At 69.5% G+C, this 17714-nt stretch carries 16 protein-coding genes; 9 read left to right on the forward strand and 7 right to left on the reverse strand.

The window, feature by feature from the left end; translation table 11 throughout:
• Positions 1-37: 37 nt before the first annotated feature.
• The 7 genes from V6S85_RS04580 to rimP form a co-directional block, all read right to left on the reverse strand.
• Complete coding sequence (locus V6S85_RS04580; protein ID WP_116569401.1) at positions 38-598, reverse strand: hypothetical protein; 561 nt, start codon at positions 596-598, stop codon at positions 38-40.
• Positions 595-1107, reverse strand: coding sequence for a DUF2939 domain-containing protein (locus tag V6S85_RS04585; protein WP_334348184.1), 513 nt, complete (start codon positions 1105-1107; stop codon positions 595-597). The genes V6S85_RS04580 and V6S85_RS04585 overlap by 4 nt, the downstream gene beginning before the upstream one ends.
• A 54-nt stretch (positions 1108-1161) precedes the next feature.
• Entirely contained in the window at positions 1162-2280 is a 1119-nt protein-coding gene (locus tag V6S85_RS04590; RefSeq protein WP_334348185.1) for a hypothetical protein, read from the reverse strand.
• 164 nt (positions 2281-2444) lie between these two features.
• Positions 2445-5528 carry a translation initiation factor IF-2 gene (gene infB, locus V6S85_RS04595; RefSeq protein ID WP_334348186.1) on the reverse strand — a complete coding sequence of 1028 codons (3084 nt, stop codon included), beginning with the start codon at positions 5526-5528 and terminating at the stop codon, positions 2445-2447.
• 206 nt (positions 5529-5734) lie between these two features.
• Entirely contained in the window at positions 5735-6385 is a 651-nt protein-coding gene (locus V6S85_RS04600) for an RNA-binding protein (RefSeq protein WP_116490831.1), read from the reverse strand.
• Positions 6386-6438: 53 nt separating this feature from the next.
• Complete coding sequence (gene nusA / locus V6S85_RS04605) at positions 6439-8118, reverse strand: transcription termination factor NusA (protein WP_334348187.1); 1680 nt, start codon at positions 8116-8118, stop codon at positions 6439-6441.
• Between the two features lie 2 nt (positions 8119-8120).
• Entirely contained in the window at positions 8121-8810 is a 690-nt protein-coding gene (rimP, locus tag V6S85_RS04610) for a ribosome maturation factor RimP (protein ID WP_334348316.1), read from the reverse strand.
• A 293-nt stretch (positions 8811-9103) separates the two neighbouring features.
• Here rimP and ppa point away from each other — a divergent pair, with 293 nt between their 5' ends.
• From ppa to trmB, 9 genes are all read left to right on the forward strand, one after another.
• A complete protein-coding gene (ppa, locus tag V6S85_RS04615; RefSeq protein ID WP_058347149.1) occupies positions 9104-9637 on the forward strand; it encodes an inorganic diphosphatase in 534 nt (177 codons plus the stop codon).
• Between the two features lie 116 nt (positions 9638-9753).
• Positions 9754-11106, forward strand: a complete 1353-nt coding sequence (gene miaB / locus V6S85_RS04620; RefSeq protein ID WP_334348188.1) for a tRNA (N6-isopentenyl adenosine(37)-C2)-methylthiotransferase MiaB — start codon at positions 9754-9756, stop codon at positions 11104-11106.
• Positions 11103-12050 carry a PhoH family protein gene (locus tag V6S85_RS04625; RefSeq protein ID WP_101720481.1) on the forward strand — a complete coding sequence of 316 codons (948 nt, stop codon included), beginning with the start codon at positions 11103-11105 and terminating at the stop codon, positions 12048-12050. The genes miaB and V6S85_RS04625 overlap by 4 nt, the downstream gene beginning before the upstream one ends.
• Before the next feature lie 11 nt (positions 12051-12061).
• Positions 12062-12535: an rRNA maturation RNase YbeY gene (gene ybeY / locus V6S85_RS04630; RefSeq protein WP_334348317.1), complete on the forward strand. Its 474-nt coding sequence runs from the start codon at positions 12062-12064 to the stop codon at positions 12533-12535.
• A gap of 12 nt (positions 12536-12547) precedes the next feature.
• The gene (locus V6S85_RS04635; protein WP_334348189.1) at positions 12548-13450 is read left to right on the forward strand and encodes a hemolysin family protein; all 903 of its coding nucleotides are present in this window, start codon (positions 12548-12550) and stop codon (positions 13448-13450) included.
• A complete protein-coding gene (lnt, locus tag V6S85_RS04640; RefSeq protein ID WP_334348190.1) occupies positions 13447-15045 on the forward strand; it encodes an apolipoprotein N-acyltransferase in 1599 nt (532 codons plus the stop codon). The genes V6S85_RS04635 and lnt overlap by 4 nt, the downstream gene beginning before the upstream one ends.
• A 33-nt stretch (positions 15046-15078) precedes the next feature.
• Entirely contained in the window at positions 15079-15504 is a 426-nt protein-coding gene (locus tag V6S85_RS04645) for a helix-turn-helix domain-containing protein (protein WP_116569391.1), read from the forward strand.
• A gap of 163 nt (positions 15505-15667) precedes the next feature.
• Positions 15668-16891 carry a methionine adenosyltransferase gene (gene metK, locus V6S85_RS04650; protein ID WP_101720478.1) on the forward strand — a complete coding sequence of 408 codons (1224 nt, stop codon included), beginning with the start codon at positions 15668-15670 and terminating at the stop codon, positions 16889-16891.
• A gap of 114 nt (positions 16892-17005) precedes the next feature.
• The gene (gene trmB / locus V6S85_RS04655) at positions 17006-17686 is read left to right on the forward strand and encodes a tRNA (guanosine(46)-N7)-methyltransferase TrmB (RefSeq protein ID WP_334348191.1); all 681 of its coding nucleotides are present in this window, start codon (positions 17006-17008) and stop codon (positions 17684-17686) included.
• The last annotated feature ends 28 nt before the right edge of the window (positions 17687-17714 follow it).

The raw sequence follows: 17714 nt of genomic DNA on the forward strand, positions 1-17714 counted from the left end.
GGAACCCGGCTTTTCCTGAAGAGGCCGGCGGCAGGCCTCAGCGCGGGCCGTTGAGGCTGTCGGTCCAGTCCTCGTTCGGGTCGGGCGGGCCGTCGGTGGGCAGGCGCCACTCCCCGCGATAGGAGAAGTCCAGCGTGCCGCACAGCCGGGCCTGGCCGGGCGCCTTTGGATCATCGCCGAAGGCCTGGATGCGCAGGTCGTGGCGCAGGGCGATGCGGCTGAAGCTCAGCCACAGGCGCTTGGAGCCCGGGCAGAAGGCGCGGACATAGATCTTGCCCTGCTCGGCCCCGCCATCGACCTCGTAGAGGGCCGCGTCGGCGTCGACGCCCGACATGGACGCCAGGCCGCCCTTGCCAAGGTCCTTCTGGCTGCCCTTGCGCAGCAGGGCCTGGGCCGGCACGCCGGTGGCCAACACCTTGATCGGCCGGGCGCCCAGCAGGCCCTGCTCGAACAGCACGGTCACCCCCGCCCCCGTCAGCCGCCTGGCGTCGGGCGAGATCGGGTCGTAGGAGAACATCCGCCGCTCGGCCGCGGCCGGCCCCGCCAGGGCGCTCAGCAGCGCCGTGGCGGCCAGCAACAGGGGCAGGCCAGGCTTCATCGCTTGAGCTGCAGGTTCACGGCCTGGGCGTCGAAGCCCGACAGCCGCCAGGTTCCGCCCTCGCGGGTGAAGGTCAACATGCAGGGGCCGTCCTTCTTGGCGGCGCAGACACGCCCGTCGCCGACAGGACGCAGGGCCGAAGCGATGGCGATGCGGCCCGGGATCGGCTTGTCGGGCGTGTAGCCGTAGTAGTTGGCCGCGGCGCGGAACACCTCGGGACGGATCAGGGCGGCGCCGGCGACGTCGGCGGCCGGGCCGGCCAGGGCGATCATCGCCGCCTGCCAGCCGCCCTTCAGGCCCGAGCGGCGGGCTTCGTCGACCAGGCGGGCCTCGACCGCGCCGGTCAGGGCCCGGTGGTCGACCAGGCTGTCGAAGGTCGCCCGGTCGTTGTTGCGGATCGACGTCAGCAGGGCGTGCACGTCGCCGGCGGCGTCGTAGCGATCGGCGGTGGCGCAGGCGCTCAGGGAGGCGGCGACCGCGGTCAGGGCGAGAAGGGCTCGAATGCGCATGGACAACGGCTAGCGCTCAATTCCGGCGAATTCCAGTCCCCCGTGACCTGGCCGTCAGCCCCGGCTGAGCGTCACCTCCTCGCGGTCGGCGATGTTGCGCACGCGCCGGTTCCTGCCGCCGACCAGCGGCTCCTCGACCCGCAGGGCGAAGTCATAGACCCCGGAGACCTCGTAGCCGCCTTCGATGTCGTAGGTCGCCGCGGTCGCGCGCTCGGGCGTCAGGCGATCGATCGCGGCGCGCCAGTCGGCCTTGAACGTCGCCGACAGGGCTTCGAGCGAGACCTCCAGCCGGGTGTCGTTGGGCACCTCGATCTCCAGGCTGAGCTGGCCCCGGACGGTCACGGCGGCGCTGGTGTCGGCGCCCAGGACCAGCCCGGACGGCGCGGCGACCCATTTGGGCTCCAGCCCCGAGCCCGCCTGCAGGCGCTCGCGCCGGAAGCTGGCGATCTCGTCGACGCCGATGCTCCCCCCCAGGGCGGCCAGGCGTTCCAGGGCCGAATGCGACCCAGCCGCCGCGCGCCAGCGATGCTGCGACACGCCCGACCCCGCCAGTTCGACGGTAAAGACGCGGGGGCCGCGGGAGCCCCGGTTGTCCAGGGTATGGACCGTGCCGCGCAGCTCCCCGCCCGCCGCCAGGGACCGCTGGCGATAGGCGATGCGCGGGTGGCCGAAGCTGGGCCGATAGGGCGCGAACCGCCACTCCTGGTGGGCGCGGTTGTGACGGTCGTACTCGTAGACCCGCACCTGGCTGCGCGCGTCATAGGGACCGTTGCCGGAAATCTCGAGCAGTTGGTCCCCCGGCCTCGCGACGATCGGGGTGGTCTCCAGGTGAGGATCGAGATTCCAGTCGAAACCCCTGTCGTTCTCGTCGAACATCACCACCCGCACCGGCGCCCGGCCCTGCACCTCGGTGAAGTGGAGGCCCCCGCCTACGCCGCCGCCGGGATGGCTCAGCGCGACGGCCTCCAGCCGGAACCGCCCGTCCTTGCCGGTCCGTCGCCACAGCTGGTTGTCGCCGTAGCCGGCCGGCGCGATCCCGACGCGGCAGTCCATCGTGTCCCAATGGGCCTCCGCTCCCAGGCCGTCCGACCCCGCCGCGGTCAGCGCCCAGGGCGTGGGCCAGTCGCGGCTGGCGGCCGACAGGATGACGTAGAGCAGCGGCGCCTCAGCCATGGATGGACCCCCTGGGGCGCGCGACCGCGCCGTCGGCGACAACCTAGGGCGGCGCGGGCGGGCGTCCATCCATCGGGGACTCATTTTGGGGAGCGCGCATGCGAAAAGGGCGCGAATCTTTCGATCCGCGCCCTTCGCATTTCGGTGACCGAAGTCGCCGGCCCTTAGTCGAGCTGGCGCTTGATCTCCTCGACGGTGAAGCACTCGATGGTGTCGCCGACCTTGATGTCCTGGAAGCCCGCGAACATCATGCCGCACTCCTGACCGACGGGGACTTCGTTGACCTCGTCCTTGAAGCGCTTGAGCGTCTGCAGGGTGCCCAGTTCGAGCACGACGATGTCCTGACGGATGATCCGGACCTTCGCGCCCTTGCGGACCACGCCTTCGGTGACCTTACAGCCGGCGACCTTGCCGATCTTGGTGATGTCGAAGGCCTGCAGGACTTCGGCGTTGCCAAGGAAGGTTTCGCGCTGGATCGGCGCCAGCATGCCCGAGAGCACGCCTTTGATGTCGTCCAGCAGGTCGTAGATGATCGCGTAGTAGCGGATCTCGACACCTTCGCGTTCGGCCAGGGCCCGCGCCTGGGCCGAGGCCCGGACGTTGAAGCCGATGACCGGCGCGCCGGCGCCCTTGGCCAGCATGACGTCGCTTTCGCTGATCGCGCCGGCGCCCGACAGGATGATCCGCGCGCGGACCTCGTCGGTGGCCATCTTGTCCAGCGAACCGATGATCGCCTCGGCCGAACCTTGCACGTCGGCCTTGATGATCAGCGGAAGCTCTTTCAGCTTCTTGTCCTGCAGCTTGGCCATCATGTCGGCCATCGAAGCGCCGGCGCCCACCGGGGCCAGCGACTTCTCGCGCTTCAGGCGGATGCGGTACTCGGTCAGCTCGCGGGCGCGGGCTTCGTTCTCGACCACGGCGAAGGCTTCGCCCGGCGAGGGAACGCCGTCGAGGCCCAGGATCTCGACCGGAGTGGCCGGACCGGCTTCGGTCAGCTGCTCGTTGCGCTCGTTCAGCAGGGCGCGAACCCGGCCGAACTGGGCGCCGGCGACGACGATGTCGCCGCGCTTGAGCGTGCCGCGGTTGACCAGGACGGTCGAAACGGCGCCGCGACCCTTGTCCAGCTTGGCCTCGATCACCACGCCATCGGCGGTGCGGTCGGGGTTGGCCTTCAGGTCGAGCACTTCGGCCTGCAGCAGGATGGCGTCGAGCAGGTCGTCCAGGCCCGTGCGGGCCTTGGCCGAGACCTCGATGATCTGGGTGTCGCCACCCAGGCTCTCGACGACGATCTCGTGCTGCAGCAGTTCGTTGACCACGCGGGTCGGATCCGAGCCCGGCTTGTCCATCTTGTTGACGGCCACGATGATCGGCACTTCAGCCGCCTTGGCGTGCTTGATGGCCTCGATCGTCTGCGGCATCACGCCGTCGTCACCGGCCACCACCAGCACGACGATGTCGGTGATGTTGGCGCCGCGAGCGCGCATCGCCGAGAAGGCGGCGTGGCCCGGGGTGTCGAGGAACGTGACGCGCTGGCCGTCCTTCAGGCGAACCTGATAGGCGCCGATGTGCTGGGTGATGCCGCCGTGTTCGCCAGCGGCGACGTCGGTCGAACGCAGGGCGTCCAGCAGGCTGGTCTTGCCGTGGTCGACGTGACCCATGATCGTCACGACCGGAGGACGAGCCTCCAGGTGATCGTCGAGGTCCTCGGCGCCGATGAAGCCTTCTTCGACGTCGGCTTCCGACACGCGGCGCACGGTGTGACCGAATTCGGTCGCCACCAGCTCGGCGGTGTCGTTGTCGATGACGTCGTTGATCTTCAGCATCACGCCCTGACGCATCAGGAACTTGATGATCTCGACGCCGCGCACGGCCATCCGGTTGGACAGTTCCTGCACGGTGATGACGTCGGGGATCACGACCTCGCGGGCGACGCGCGCCTGCTCGACCGCGCCGCCACGGCGCTTTTCCTTCTCGCGTTCGCGGGCCCGGCGAACCGAGGCCAGCGAGCGCATGCGGTCGGCGGACTCACCATCGCCGGCCACGGCCTGGATGGTCAGGCGGCCTTCGCGGCGCTGCGGAGCGCCCTTGGCGCGCGACACGGCCTTGTTCGGCGCGTTGTTGGCCTTGCGGCGATCGTCGTCCTCGTCCGGACGGCGATCGGTCAGGCCGCCGCCGGGCCGCGGGGCCGAGCGGGTGGCGCGCTGGATTTCCGGCGTGGCCGGAGCCGAGGCGGGAACGCCCGGACGCGGACCGCGCGGACCGCCGGGGCCGCCAGGGCCACGGGCGCCGCCGGGCGCCGGACGCGGCGCCAGGGCCGAGTAGCGGACAGTCTGCTGCGGACGGTCGCCTTGCGGACGATCACCCTGCGGGCGGTCGCCGCCCGAGCGGTAACCACCGCCGCCAGCGCCGCCTTCCGGACGCGGGCCGCGCGGACGGTCGCCATCCGGACGCGGAGCGCGCTGGTTGTACGGGCCATCCTGACGAGGCGCACGCTGGTTGTACGGTCCGTCCTGGCGCGGGGCGCGCTGGTTGAACGGACGGTCGCCCTGCGGACGATCTCCCTGGGGACGATCGCCTTGCGGGCGGTCGCCGCCCGGCGTCGGCCGGTAGGTCGTGGTCGTCGGACGGTCGTCACGGCGCTCACGGCTGGGTTCATAGGTGCGGGTCTGGCCCGGCGTGCTGGCGCGAGCCGGAGCCTCGGCGCGAGGCGCCTCGACACGCGGTGCGGCCGGAGCCGGAGCCGGAGCAGGCGTCGGCGCGACCGGAGCAGCGGCGGCCGGGGCCGGCGCGGCCGGAGCCGGCTTGGCGGCGGCGGCTTCGGCGGCGGCCTTCGCGGCAGCAGCCTTGGCGGCGGCTTCGCGAGCGGCGGCGGCCTCGGCGGCGGCGCGGGCGTCAGCGGCGCGACGCTCGGCGGCCTGGCGCTCCTGGGCTTCACGAGCGGCCTCGATGGCGCGCTGGCGAGCGCGCATCTCGTCCTGCGACAGACCGCCCGCGGCTCCGCCGCCACCGCCTTGCGGACGCGGCGCGTCGTGGCGGCGCTCGGCCTGGGACGGCGCGGCGAGGTTGCCGGAAGCCGGCGCATGCGGACGCGTGCGCTTCGTCTCGACAACCACCGTCTTGGTCCTGCCGTGGCTGAAGCTCTGCTTCACAACGCCGGCGCTCACCGAGCCCTGGCGGGGCTTCAGGGTGATGGGCGCGCGCCCACCGGGGTTGGAACCAGGCCGACCGTTATCGTTCTCGTCGCTCATGCGCTCGCTTGTACTTCCGCCGGGCGGGTTCCCGGCCCAAAAAACCGTTCAATCCATACGAGAAAGGGGCCCGGACGTACCTCCAATAGGAAGCGCGTTTCCCGGCCCTTCGCTCAAGAGCGCGACGCCTTAGGCGGCTTGCTCCAACATTCAGGTTCTAGGCTCTTTTCGCCGCCGAATGAAGCCATCCGAGGACGTATCGAAGCCTAGGGCTCCTCGTTCTGACGCACCACCCAGTCCGGCGGCGTGAAAGGACGGAAGCCTGATAACCGCTCGACGTCCAAAGTCCAGCGATCCGTGCCTCGCCCCGCGAGGAGCGCCGTGTGTATCACATTCTCCCCGCCCAAGGCCAAACCCAATTCGTCGGATGTGAACATACCGAGGATTCTCGGGGTGTTCGGCGCTTTGCGGACGGCTGAAAAGACCTTTCGGCGGCCATCATCGGCGCCGTCGGCGGCTTCGATCAGCCAGGCGGTCTTGCCCGAGGCCAGGGCCGCCAGAACCTTTTCGAACCCGGAGATAATGCTCCCCGAGCGCCGCGCAAGGCCCAGACCGTCCAGAACCCGCTTGGCCAGCAGCCGTTCCACCTGATCGGCCAGGTCGGCCGGGGCGGTCAGCTTGGCCTTGGCCGAGCGCGAGAAGGCGTTCTTCTTGGCGGCGGCGGCAATCGACTCGCGGTCGGCCGCCACCCACATGCCTCGCCCCGGCAGCTTGCGGGCCACGTCGGGGATGACGACGCCGTCGGGCCCGGCCACGAACCGCACCAGGCGCGCCTCGTCGACAACCTCGCCCAGGACGATGTCCTTGCGCGCGCGGCTGGCTTCGGCGTGGGTCTTGGGAGCGGTCTGGTCGATCATGCGTCTTCAAAGGAAGCGGCCCCTCCGAAGATCGGAAGGGCCGGTTCTGTCTCTTACTGCTCTTCGGCGGCTTCTTCGGCGGCGGGGGCTTCCTCGCCTTCGACCAGGGCGGCGTCTTCGACCTCGCCCTCGATCTCTTCACCTTCGATCTCTTCGTACTCGGGCTCCGGCGGGGCCTCGACCCAGCCCATGGCGATACGAGCGCGCATGATCAGGGCTTCGGCGTCGTCGGGCGACAGGTTGAAGCTTTCGAGGATGCCCGGCTCGCGCACGCGCTCGCCGTTCTTGCTCTCGAACCAGCCGCGCATGTCGTCGGGCACCAGGCCGGCGAGGTCTTCGATCGACTTCACGTCGCCTTCGCCCAGGGCCACGGCCATGGCCAGGGTCACGCCCTCAATGCCGAGCACTTCGTCCTGGACGCCCAGTTCGACGCGCTTGGCGTCGAGGGCGGCGGCTTCCTTCTCGAGGAATTCGCGGGCGCGGGCCTGCAGTTCCTCGGCGGTCTCGTCGTCGAAGCCTTCGATCGAACCGATCTCGTGGGTGTCGACATAGGCGACGTCTTCCACGGCGGTGAAGCCTTCGGTGACCAGCAGTTGGGCGATGACCTCGTCGACGTCCAGGGCTTCCTGGAACAGGGCGGTGGCCTCGGCGAACTGCTTCTGACGGCGCTCGCTCTCCTGGCTCTCGGTCATGATGTCGATCTGCCAGCCGGTCAGCTGCGAGGCGAGGCGAACGTTCTGGCCGCGGCGGCCGATGGCCAGCGACAGCTGCTCGTCCGGCACCACCACTTCGACGCGCTCGTCTTCCTCGTCCATGACGACCTTGGAGACTTCGGCCGGGGCCAGGGCGTTGACGATGAAGGTGGCTTCGTCTTCCGACCACTGGATGATGTCGATCTTCTCGCCTTGCAGCTCGGCGACCACCGCCTGCACGCGCGAGCCGCGCATGCCGACGCAGGCGCCGACCGGGTCGATCGAGCTGTCGTTGGAGATGACGGCCATCTTGGCGCGCGACCCCGGGTCGCGGGCCACGGCGCGGATCTCGATGACGCCGTCGTAGACTTCCGGCACTTCCTGCGCGAACAGCTTGGCCATGAAGCCGCCATGGGCGCGGCTCAGCATGATCTGCGGGCCCTTGGTCTCACGACGGACGTCGTAGATGTAGGCGCGGATGCGGTCGCCGACGTTGAAGTTCTCGCGCGGGATCGACTGATCGCGGCGCATGATGCCTTCGCCGCGGCCCAGGTCGACGATGACGTTGCCGTATTCGACGCGCTTGACGCTGCCGTTGACGATCTCGCCCGAGCGGTCCTTGTACTCTTCGTACTGGCGCTCGCGCTCGGCTTCGCGAACCTTGTGCATGACGACCTGGCGGGCCATCTGGGTCTGCACGCGGCCGATCTCGAACGGCGGCAGGGCTTCTTCGTAGACCTTGCCGATCTCGGCGTCGCGCCAGGTGCGCTTGGCCGAGGTCAGGTGAACCTTGCCGATCTCGCCTTCCAGGTCGGCGTCGTCGGAGACGATCTCGATCACGCGCTTCTGCGTCGTCTCGCCCGTGCGCGGATCGATCTTGACGCGGATGTCGTGCTCGGCGCCGTAGCGGGCGCGGGCGGCCTTCTGCAGGGCGTCCTCGATGGCCTCGATGACGACTTCCTTCTCGATGCCCTTTTCGCGGGCGACCGCGTCGGCGATCTGGAGCAGTTCAAGCCGGTTGGCGGCGATGCCGATGGCCATGGTCAGTCCTCTTCACTTTCGGACAAATCGTTGTCGTTCTCTGCATCGACGCGGGCGGCGCGCGCATCCGCGCCCCGCTTCATCAGCTCGTCGCTCAGGACGAGCTTGGCGTCGACGATCCAGGCGAACGGGAAATAGACGGTGACGTCGTCCTCGCCCTCGATGTTGAGGCCGACCTGGTCGTCCTCGACGCCGGCGAGCTCGCCCTTGAAGCGCTTGCGGCCCTCGGCCACGCGGTCGAGCTCGATGCGCACCTCGAGGCCGGCATAGGTCTCGAAGTCCTTCAGGCGGGTCAGCGGGCGGTCGACGCCGGGGCTGGAGACTTCCAGGGTGTATTCGCCGGCGATCGGGTCGGCGGCGTCCATCACCTCGGAGATGGCACGAGACAGCTTGGCGCAGTCCTCGACGTTCATGTCGCCGCCGCTGCCGTCTTCCAGCAACGGGCGCTCGGCCATGATCTGCAGGCGGCGCTGTTCAGCCCCGCCCATCAGGCGCAGGCGGACAATCTCGTAGCCGGTGGCTTCGGCGACGGGATCGAGCATCTCGATCAGGTCCAGGTCTTCTCGCGTCTTGCCGCGCACGGTTCTCTTCTCAGCTTCGTGGGACGCTCCGCCTAGCCAAAAGGCCCAGCTGGCGAGCGACCAAAGAAAAAGCGGCAGCCTTTCGGGCCGCCGCTCGAAAGCGCCAATCAGCGCTAACGGACGATGTAGGAGCTATATAGCGCGATAGGGGATCGGGTGGAAGCCCCCTTCCTGGACACGGCTCGCGCCTCGCGCGAGAGACCTTCGCAAGCGCCGCAAGCCAAGCCCGCGAAGCTGTTCTAACGGTCATTCGACAAGCGCGGCCATAGACGGCGGATGCTTTTGCGGGCGCAAGTCGAGGGCCGGACACGCCCCCTCTTTCGCATCGCAACACTTGTGGCCTATACAGGCGGCCGCTTGAGGCCCGCCTCCCCGCGGGAACCTTCCCACAACGAAGAGTCACTATGGACCTCTCCAAGATCGCCGTGGGCGTGAACCCGCCCTACGACCTGAACGCCGTCATCGAGATCCCGCAGGGCGGTGAGCCGGTGAAGTACGAGATCGACAAGGAAAGCGGCGCCCTGATGGTCGACCGCTTCCTGCACACGGCGATGTTCTATCCGGCCAACTACGGCTTCATCCCGCACACCCTGGCCGACGACGGCGACCCCGCCGACATCATGGTCGTGGGCCCGACCCCGGTGGTGCCCGGCGCGATCATCCGCTGCCGCCCGATCGGCGCCCTGATGATGGTCGACGAGGCCGGGTCGGACGAAAAGATCCTGGCCGTGCCGGTCGACAAGCTGCACCCCTTCTACACGGGCGTGAACAGCTGGCGCGACCTGCCGACCATCCTGACCGAGCAGATCGCCCACTTCTTCCAGCACTACAAGGACCTGGAAAAGGGCAAGTCGACCAAGATCACCGGCTGGGCCGACCCGGACGAGACCGCCGAACTGATCCGCGCGGCGATCAAGCGCCACGACGAGAACTACTAAGACCGGACAACGGCGTCGGAGGCAGCTCCGGCGCCGTTTTCTTTTGGGGTTTCAAGCATCCGGTGTGACCTTCGCGACCTTGCGCGCGGGGCCGCTCGACCCCATAACCTCGCCGGATGAGCGAGACCCCGCAAAAGCGCCTCTATATCAAGACCTACGGCTGTCAGATGAACGTCTACGACAGCGAGCGCATGACCGACGTCCTGCGTCCGCTCGGCTATGGCGTGGTCGATGATCCCGAAGGCGCGGATCTCGTCGTGCTCAACACCTGCCACATCCGCGAAAAGGCCACCGAGAAGGTCTATTCCGAGCTTGGCCTGATAAAGCAGATGAAGGACCGCAAGGCCCAGGCCGGCGGCAAGATGACCATCGCCGTGGCCGGCTGCGTGGCCCAGGCCGAAGGCCAGGAGATCATGAACCGCCAGCGGGCGGTGGATCTGGTCGTGGGCCCGCAGGCCTATCACCAGCTGCCCGAGCTGATCGCCCGCGCCCACCGGGCCAGCGGCGAGCGCCTGGCCGCCGACTTCGCCGCCGACGAGAAGTTCGACGCCCTGCCGGCCGAACGCCACGTCACCGGCGTCACCGCGTTCCTGACCGTGCAGGAGGGCTGCGACAAGTTCTGCACCTTCTGCGTGGTGCCCTATACCCGCGGCGGCGAATGGTCGCGCCCGGTGAACGACATCGTGGAAGAAGCCAAGCGCCTGGCCGGCGCCGGCGTGCGCGAGGTCACCCTGCTGGGCCAGAACGTCAACGCCTATGACGGCGACGGCTCGACCCTGGCTAAGCTGGTGCGCAAGCTGGCCACGATCGATGGCCTGGACCGCATCCGCTACACCACCAGCCACCCGCGCGACATGGGCGACGATCTGATCGAGGCCCACGGCGAACTGCCGCAGCTGATGCCCTATCTGCACCTGCCGGTGCAGGCGGGCAGCGACAAGATCCTCAAGGCCATGAACCGCGACCACACGGCCGAGAGCTATGTGAAGCTGATCGAGCGCATCCGCGCGGCCCGGCCCGACATCGCCATGAGCGGCGACTTCATCGTCGGCTTCCCCGGCGAGCGCGACGGCGACTTCGACAAGACGCTGGAGCTGGTGCGCGAGGTCGGCTTCGCCAGCGCCTTCTCGTTCAAGTATTCGCGCCGCCCCGGCACGCCTGCGTCCGCAATGCCCGGCCAGGTCGACGAGGCCGTGAAGGCCGAGCGCCTGGATCGCCTGAACCAGCTGCTCGACGACCAGCAGCGGGCCTTCAACGCCAGCCAGGTGGGCAAGACCCTGCCGGTGCTGTTCGAGAAGGCCGGCCGCCACCCCGGCCAGATCGTCGGCCGCAGCCCCTATCTGCAAGCCGTCCACGTTTCGGGCGGGGAGCACCTGATCGGGACGATCGTTCCCGTCCGTATCGAGAGCGCCGCCAAGATGAGCCTGGCCGGCGTGCTCGCCAACGAACCCGCTTTGGAGACCGCGTGAGCCGCACGCCCGAGTTCCTGCCGCTTTCCGACGACGCCGTCGTCGCCGTCACCGGCCCGTCCGGCCGCCATGCCGCCTTGATCGAGGACGCCTTCAAGGTCCTGCTCGAGACGCCCGGCGGCGGGGTGAAGATCACCGGCGACGTCAAGGGCCGCTCGGCGGCCAAGCGCGCCCTGCTGGCCCTGGCCGAGCGCGCCGACGCCGGCCATGAGGTGGTCGAGGCCGACATCCGCGTGGCCGTGGGCGAAGCCCACAGCGCCGGCGGCCAGGCCTCGCCGCGCGCCGTGCGCCGCGGCGCCGTCTCGCCCAAGACCAAGAACCAGGCCGCCTACATGGAGCAGATGGCCCGGCATCCGCTGGTCTTCGGCCTGGGTCCGGCCGGCACCGGCAAGACCTTCCTGGCCGTGGCCCAGGGCGCGGGCATGCTGCTGCGCGGCGAGGTCGACCGCCTGATCGTCACCCGCCCCGCCGTCGAGGCGGGCGAGAAACTCGGTTTTCTTCCGGGCGACCTGAACGAAAAGGTCGATCCCTACATGGCCCCGGTCTGGGAAGCCCTGACCGACATCATGGGCGCCGAGCAACTGCGCCGCCGCCGCGACAAGGGCGAGATCGAGGTCGCCCCGATCGCCTTCATGCGCGGCCGCACGCTGGCGCACGCCTTCGTCATCGTCGACGAGGCGCAGAACTGCTCGCGCCTGCAGATGAAGATGGTGCTGACCCGCCTGGGTGAAGGCGCGCGCATGGTCGTCACCGGCGACCCGACCCAGATCGACCTCCTGAACCCCCGCGACTCCGGCCTCGCCCACGCGGTGTCGATCCTCGACGGCGTCGAGGGCGTGGCCGTGGCCCGCTTCACCTCGACCGACGTCGTGCGCCACCCGCTGGTGGAGCGCATCGTCAAGGCCTACGACGCCGACGCGGCCCTGGTGGCGACTCCCCGATGATCACCGTCGATATCGAAATCGAAGACGAGGCCTGGACCAAGGCCGAACCCGAAGCCGAGGCCCTGGTCTGGCGCGCCGCCCAGGCCGTGCTGGACGCCCATGAGGACGTCGAGGGCAAGGGCATCGTCATCCTGCTGGCCGACGACGACAGCGTGCAGACCCTCAACCGCGACTTCCGCCACAAGGACTACGCCACCAACGTGCTGTCCTTCCCCGCGCCGCAGGACCCGACAGCCAATCCGGAAGGCCAGATGGGCGACATCGCCCTGGCCTACGGCGTCTGCGTCCGCGAGGCGGCCGAGCAGGGCAAGACCCTGGCCCACCACCTGCAACATCTTGTGGCGCACGGGGTGCTGCATCTTCTAGGATACGACCACGAAGGCGACGAAGAGGCCGAGGCCATGGAAGCGCTCGAACGCGAGATCCTGGCGGGACTGGACGTTCCCGATCCTTACGCCGACGATGCTTCGGCCAACCTGGGGTGAAGACCTAAAGGCATGCCCGACGACGACCAGAGTTCCACGCCCGCCGGTCCGGCTCGTTTCAGCCGGGGCCTGCGGGCGTTCTTCCGTGAATTGCGGCGCGCCGCGCCGGTCAAGCGATCGCGCCCGGTCGATCCCGACCATGTCGCCGCGCCCGACCTTGTCGACCAGGCCGAGGCGTTCAAGACGCTGAAGGTCGGCGACGTCATGACCCCCCGCCCCGACGTGGTCGCCGTGGAGGTCGAGACCCCCTTCGCCGTGGTCGTGGCCCAGTTCGTCGAGGCCGGCCATTCGCGCATGCCGATCTACCGCGAGGCGCTGGACCAGCCGATCGGCGTGATCCACGTCAAGGACGTCTTCCGCCTGCTGGCCGACGGCGCGCTGCGCCCGGAGCCCGAGGCCCGCGTTCTGGAACAGCTGCGTCGCGACATGCTGCTGGTGCCCGCCTCGATGCGGGCGGCCGACCTCCTGCTGCGCATGCGCACCAAGCGCATTCACATGGCCATGGTCATCGACGAGTTCGGCGGGGTCGACGGCCTCGTGACCATGGAAGACCTGATCGAGAGCGTGGTCGGCGACATTGACGACGAGCACGACGACGCCCAGGTCGCCACCGTGACGGCCCGGCCGGACGGCGCCTTCGAGACCGAGGGCCGCACGCCGCTGGAAGACCTGGAAGCCGCCGTCGGCGAGACCCTGGCCCCGCCTGAACACGAGGAGGAGGTCGACACCGTCGGCGGTCTCGTCGCCGCCCTTGCCGGCCAGGTCCCCGAGCAGGGCCAGGTCGTTCGCCACCCCGCCGGTTTCGACCTGGAGGTGCTGGAGGCCGACCCTCGCCGCGTGCTGAAGGTGCGGGTGCGCCGCGCACCGGAACCGATCGGGGCGGAGACCTCGTTCGACTCGGTGGACGCCCCTTGAGCCTTGCCGCCCTGACAGCGGCTTCGCCCTGGCGCGACCGCGCGCTGGCGTTGGTCGCGGGCCTGGCCGCGGCCCTGGCCCACCCGCCGTTCGGGATCCTGCCGGGCCTGCTGGGCTACGCCCTGCTGCTGTGGCTGCTGGACGCGATCGACGGGCCCAGGCCCTTGCGTTCGGCCTTCCTGCGCGGCTGGCTGGCGGGGCTGGGCTATTTCGGCCTGGGCACCTGGTGGATCGGCGAGGCCTTCCTGGTCGACGCCGCCAACCAGGGCTGGATGGCCCCGTTCGCGGTGACCGCCATGGCCGCGGGCCTGGCGCTGTTCTGGGGCGCGGGCGCCGTGCTCTATCGCCGCCTGCGTCCGGCCGGCGCGGTGCGCGTCCTGGCCTTCGCCGCCGCCCTGTCGGCGCTGGAGTGGGTGCGCGGCCACGTACTGACCGGCTTTCCCTGGAACCTGCCGGGCGAGACCTGGAAGGCCGGCTCGGCGCCGTCCCAGGCCGCGGCCCTGATCGGCGCCTATGGCCTGACCTTCGTCACCCTCGCCGTGGCGGCCGCTCCGGCCGTCTGGCGCCAGGGACGCTCGGGACGGATCGCGCTCGGCGCCGCGGCCGCGACGCTCGTCGGCCTCTATGGCGGGGGCTGGCTCGCCCTGAAGGCCGCCCCGAGCCCGATCGCCGCCTCAGCTCCCAAGGTCCGCATCGTCCAGGCCGACGTCCAGCAGTCGGCCAAATGGGACGCCGCCAGCTTCCAGGCGATCGTCAACGACTACGCCGCCCTGACCGCCCAGCCCTATGCCGACGGCAAGCCGGCCGACATCGTGGTCTGGCCCGAAGGCGCCCTGCCCGCCGCCATCAACGACTATCTGGCCCCCGGAACCTGGGTGCGCCAGGCGATCATGGACTCGCTGCAACCGGGCCAGCTGCTGCTGATCGGCGGCTATCGCTACGAGGGTTCGGTCGAGGCGCCGGTCTACTACAACAGCCTGGTGGCGCTGCGCCGCGAGCCCGGCGACCTCGTCATGGTGGGGGTCTACGACAAGCACCGGCTGGTGCCGTTCGGCGAGTACCTGCCGGCGGACGGCCTGTTGACCGCCATCGGCTTCAAGAGCATGGCCCACCTGGGCGACGGCTTCGCCACCGGCCCGCGCCCGGCGCCCTTGAGCGTGACGCCGGACCTGAAGGTGCAGCCACTGATCTGCTACGAGAGCCTGTTCCCAGGCCTGGCTCGCCCCGACGCCGGCGTGCGGGCGCTGGTCAACGTCTCCAACGACGCCTGGTTCGGGGTCACCTCAGGCCCCCTGCAGCACCTGAACCTGGCCAGCTATCGCGCCATCGAGGCCGGCCGGCCGATGATCCGCGCCACCCCGACGGGCGTGTCGGCCATGGTCGACGCCCAGGGGCGCGTGGTCGAGGGCCAGCGCCTGGACCTGGGCGCCCGCGGGGTCATCGACGCCCGCCTGCCCGCCGTCGGCCGCGACACGCCGGCCTCCCGCCTGGGCGACTGGCCGCTGGCTGTCCTGCTGCTCGTCTCGGTGGCGATCTGTATCGGCACTTCACGTACCGGCGGTCAGAAGTTTGCCGCTGCGAAAGATAAGGGCTGAACTAAAGCCGTAATCTTAGGTCTATGCCTAAGCATGACCGTCGCCATCGAATCCCCCGCCGAAATCGAGCGTTCGCCTAACCCCGTCGACCTTCATGTCGGCGCCCGCATCCGCATGCGCCGCAAGATCCTGGGCGTCAGCCAGGAAAAGCTGGCCGAGAGCCTGGGCCTGACCTTCCAGCAGGTGCAGAAGTACGAGCGCGGCGCCAACCGCGTCAGCGCCAGCAAGCTCTATGAGATCGCCCGCAGCCTGCAGGCGCCCGTCGCCTACTTCTTCGAGGGCCTGGCCGATCCGTCCGAACCGGCCGACGGCGAGCCGCGCAACGACCACCAGGTGCACGAGTTCCTGATGACGCCCGAGGGCCTGGAACTGGCGTCGCTGTTTCCCCGCCTGACCCGCTCGCCGGTGCGTCGCCGCATCCTCGACCTCGTTCGGTCGATGGCCGAGGAAGAAGCCTAGCCCCTTCGAGCCGCCCCCACGGCCGGGCGCCTCGCCCGGCCCGTCGGACCCGGAAAGGCGACCGGCCGCCTTGCGGACATAAACTTATCTTTATATGGTTCTCGCTAAGCTCGCGAGGCCGGTTGCCGCGTGGGCGCTGGACTATAAGCCGGAGCCGTCCACCTTGAGCCGTTCGTCCTACATCTTCACCAGCGAAAGCGTCTCCGAAGGCCACCCCGACAAGGTCGCCGATCGTATCAGCGACACCGTCGTCGACGCCTTCCTGAGCGCCGATCCGGAAGCTCGGGTGGCTTGCGAAACCCTGGTCACGACCAACCGCGTCGTCCTGGCGGGCGAAGTCCGCGCGGGCAAGCCGGGCGGCGACAAGAAGGCCAACAAGGAGCTGACCAAGGACATCATCAAGTCCCTGGAGCCCAAGGTCCGCGCGGCCATCAAGGACATCGGCTACGCCCAGAAGGGCTTCCACTGGGAAAAGGCCAAGTACGCCTGCTATCTGCACGGCCAGTCGGCGCACATCGCCCAGGGCGTGGACGCCACCGACAAGAAGGACGAAGGCGCCGGCGACCAGGGCATCATGTTCGGCTACGCCAGCACCGAGACCCCGGAGCTGATGCCGGCCACCCTGCAATACAGCCACAACATCCTCAAGCGCCTGGCCGAACTGCGCCATTCGGGCGAGCTGCATGAGCTCGAGCCCGACGCCAAGAGCCAGGTGACCCTGGAGTACGACGGCAACGGCGTGCCGCAACGCGTCGTCTCGATCGTCGTGTCGCACCAGCACAAGAAGAAGATCGACGGCAAGACGCCGACCTCCAAGCGCGTGCTCGACCTGATCAAGCCGCATATCCTGCCGATCTTCCCGGAAGGCCTGATCACCAAGAAGACCCAGTGGCTGATCAACCCGACCGGCCGCTTCGAGATCGGCGGCCCGGACGGCGACGCCGGCATCACCGGCCGCAAGATCATCGTCGACACCTACGGCGGCGCGGCCCCGCACGGCGGCGGCGCCTTCTCGGGCAAGGACCCGACCAAGGTCGACCGCTCGGCCGCCTATGCCTGCCGCTATCTGGCCAAGAACGTCGTGGCCTCGGGCCTGGCCGAGCGCTGCACGATCCAGATCGCCTATGCGATCGGCGTGGCCCAGCCGGTCTCGTTCCACGTCGACCTGCACGGCACCGGCAAGGTCGATCCGGCCGTCCTGGAAAAGGTCCTGCCGCAGCTGATCGGCGGCGCCACGCCGCGCTCGATCCGCGAGCACCTGCAGCTGAACCGCCCGATCTACGCCCGCACCGCCGCCTACGGCCACTTCGGCCGCACGCCGGACAACGAAGGCGGCTTCTCGTGGGAGAAGACCGACCTGGTGTCGGAGCTGAAGGGCCTGGCGTAAGCCTCGCATCCTTCGGGAATTCGAAGCGGGCCTCGGTCGCCAGACCGGGGCCCGTTTTCGTTTGCGGGGTGCGCCGCTGGCCTCCGGCCGTCATCACGGCTAAAGACCCGCCCCATGACCAATCCCCAACAGCCCCACGGCCCGCTGCGCTCGTTCGGCCGCCTGAAGTCGCGGCCGGTGAAGCCTCGCCAGCAGGCCCTGCTCGACACCCTGCTGCCGACCATCGCCGTGCCGCACGAGGCCTTCCAGCCGCGCGACCTGATGCCGGAAGCCAAGGAAACCTGGCTGGAGATCGGCTTCGGCGGCGGCGAGCACATGGCCGCCCAGGCCGGCCGCCGGCCCGACGTGCTGGTGATCGGGGCCGAGCCCTTCGTCAATGGCGTGGCCAGCGCCGTGCGCCACGTCGAGGAGCAGGCCCTCTCGAACGTCCGCATCCACGAGGGCGACGCCCGCGACGTGGTCGGCTGGCTGCCGGACGCCAGCATCGACCGCCTCTTCGTGATGTTCCCCGACCCCTGGCACAAGGCCCGGCACAACAAGCGCCGGATCATCCAGCCGGAATTCGTCGCCGACCTCGCCCGCGTGCTGAAGCCCGGCGCGGCCTTCCGCTTCGCCACCGACTGGGCCGACTACGCCGAGTGGACGACCGAGCGGGTGCTGGCCAATCCGGCCTTCCGTTTCGCCGAGGAAGGGGTCGACCGCCAGGCCATCCCCGCCGACCACGTGACCACCCGCTACGAGGAAAAGAAGCTGGGCGACTGCGCCCCGGTGTTCCTCGACTTCGTGCGGGCCTGATCCAAAAGAAAAGGGCGCGGGATGAACC

This window comes from Caulobacter sp. CCNWLW153, assembly GCF_036889365.1.
GTDB classification, from domain to species: Bacteria; Pseudomonadota; Alphaproteobacteria; order Caulobacterales; family Caulobacteraceae; genus Caulobacter; species Caulobacter radicis.

What these genes read in the sequence shown, in the direction of transcription:
- V6S85_RS04645 (WP_116569391.1), top strand. Translation starts at nt 15,079, where the DNA reads ATGACCGTCGCCATCGAATCCCCCGCCGAAATCGAGCGTTCGCCTAAC.
- V6S85_RS04585 (WP_334348184.1), bottom strand. Translation starts at nt 1,107, where the DNA reads ATGCGCATTCGAGCCCTTCTCGCCCTGACCGCGGTCGCCGCCTCCCTG.
- infB (WP_334348186.1), bottom strand. Translation starts at nt 5,528, where the DNA reads ATGAGCGACGAGAACGATAACGGTCGGCCTGGTTCCAACCCCGGTGGG.
- V6S85_RS04590 (WP_334348185.1), bottom strand. Translation starts at nt 2,280, where the DNA reads ATGGCTGAGGCGCCGCTGCTCTACGTCATCCTGTCGGCCGCCAGCCGC.
- nusA (WP_334348187.1), bottom strand. Translation starts at nt 8,118, where the DNA reads ATGGCCATCGGCATCGCCGCCAACCGGCTTGAACTGCTCCAGATCGCC.
- trmB (WP_334348191.1), top strand. Translation starts at nt 17,006, where the DNA reads ATGACCAATCCCCAACAGCCCCACGGCCCGCTGCGCTCGTTCGGCCGC.
- V6S85_RS04600 (WP_116490831.1), bottom strand. Translation starts at nt 6,385, where the DNA reads ATGATCGACCAGACCGCTCCCAAGACCCACGCCGAAGCCAGCCGCGCG.
- V6S85_RS04580 (WP_116569401.1), bottom strand. Translation starts at nt 598, where the DNA reads ATGAAGCCTGGCCTGCCCCTGTTGCTGGCCGCCACGGCGCTGCTGAGC.
- miaB (WP_334348188.1), top strand. Translation starts at nt 9,754, where the DNA reads ATGAGCGAGACCCCGCAAAAGCGCCTCTATATCAAGACCTACGGCTGT.
- V6S85_RS04635 (WP_334348189.1), top strand. Translation starts at nt 12,548, where the DNA reads ATGCCCGACGACGACCAGAGTTCCACGCCCGCCGGTCCGGCTCGTTTC.
- ppa (WP_058347149.1), top strand. Translation starts at nt 9,104, where the DNA reads ATGGACCTCTCCAAGATCGCCGTGGGCGTGAACCCGCCCTACGACCTG.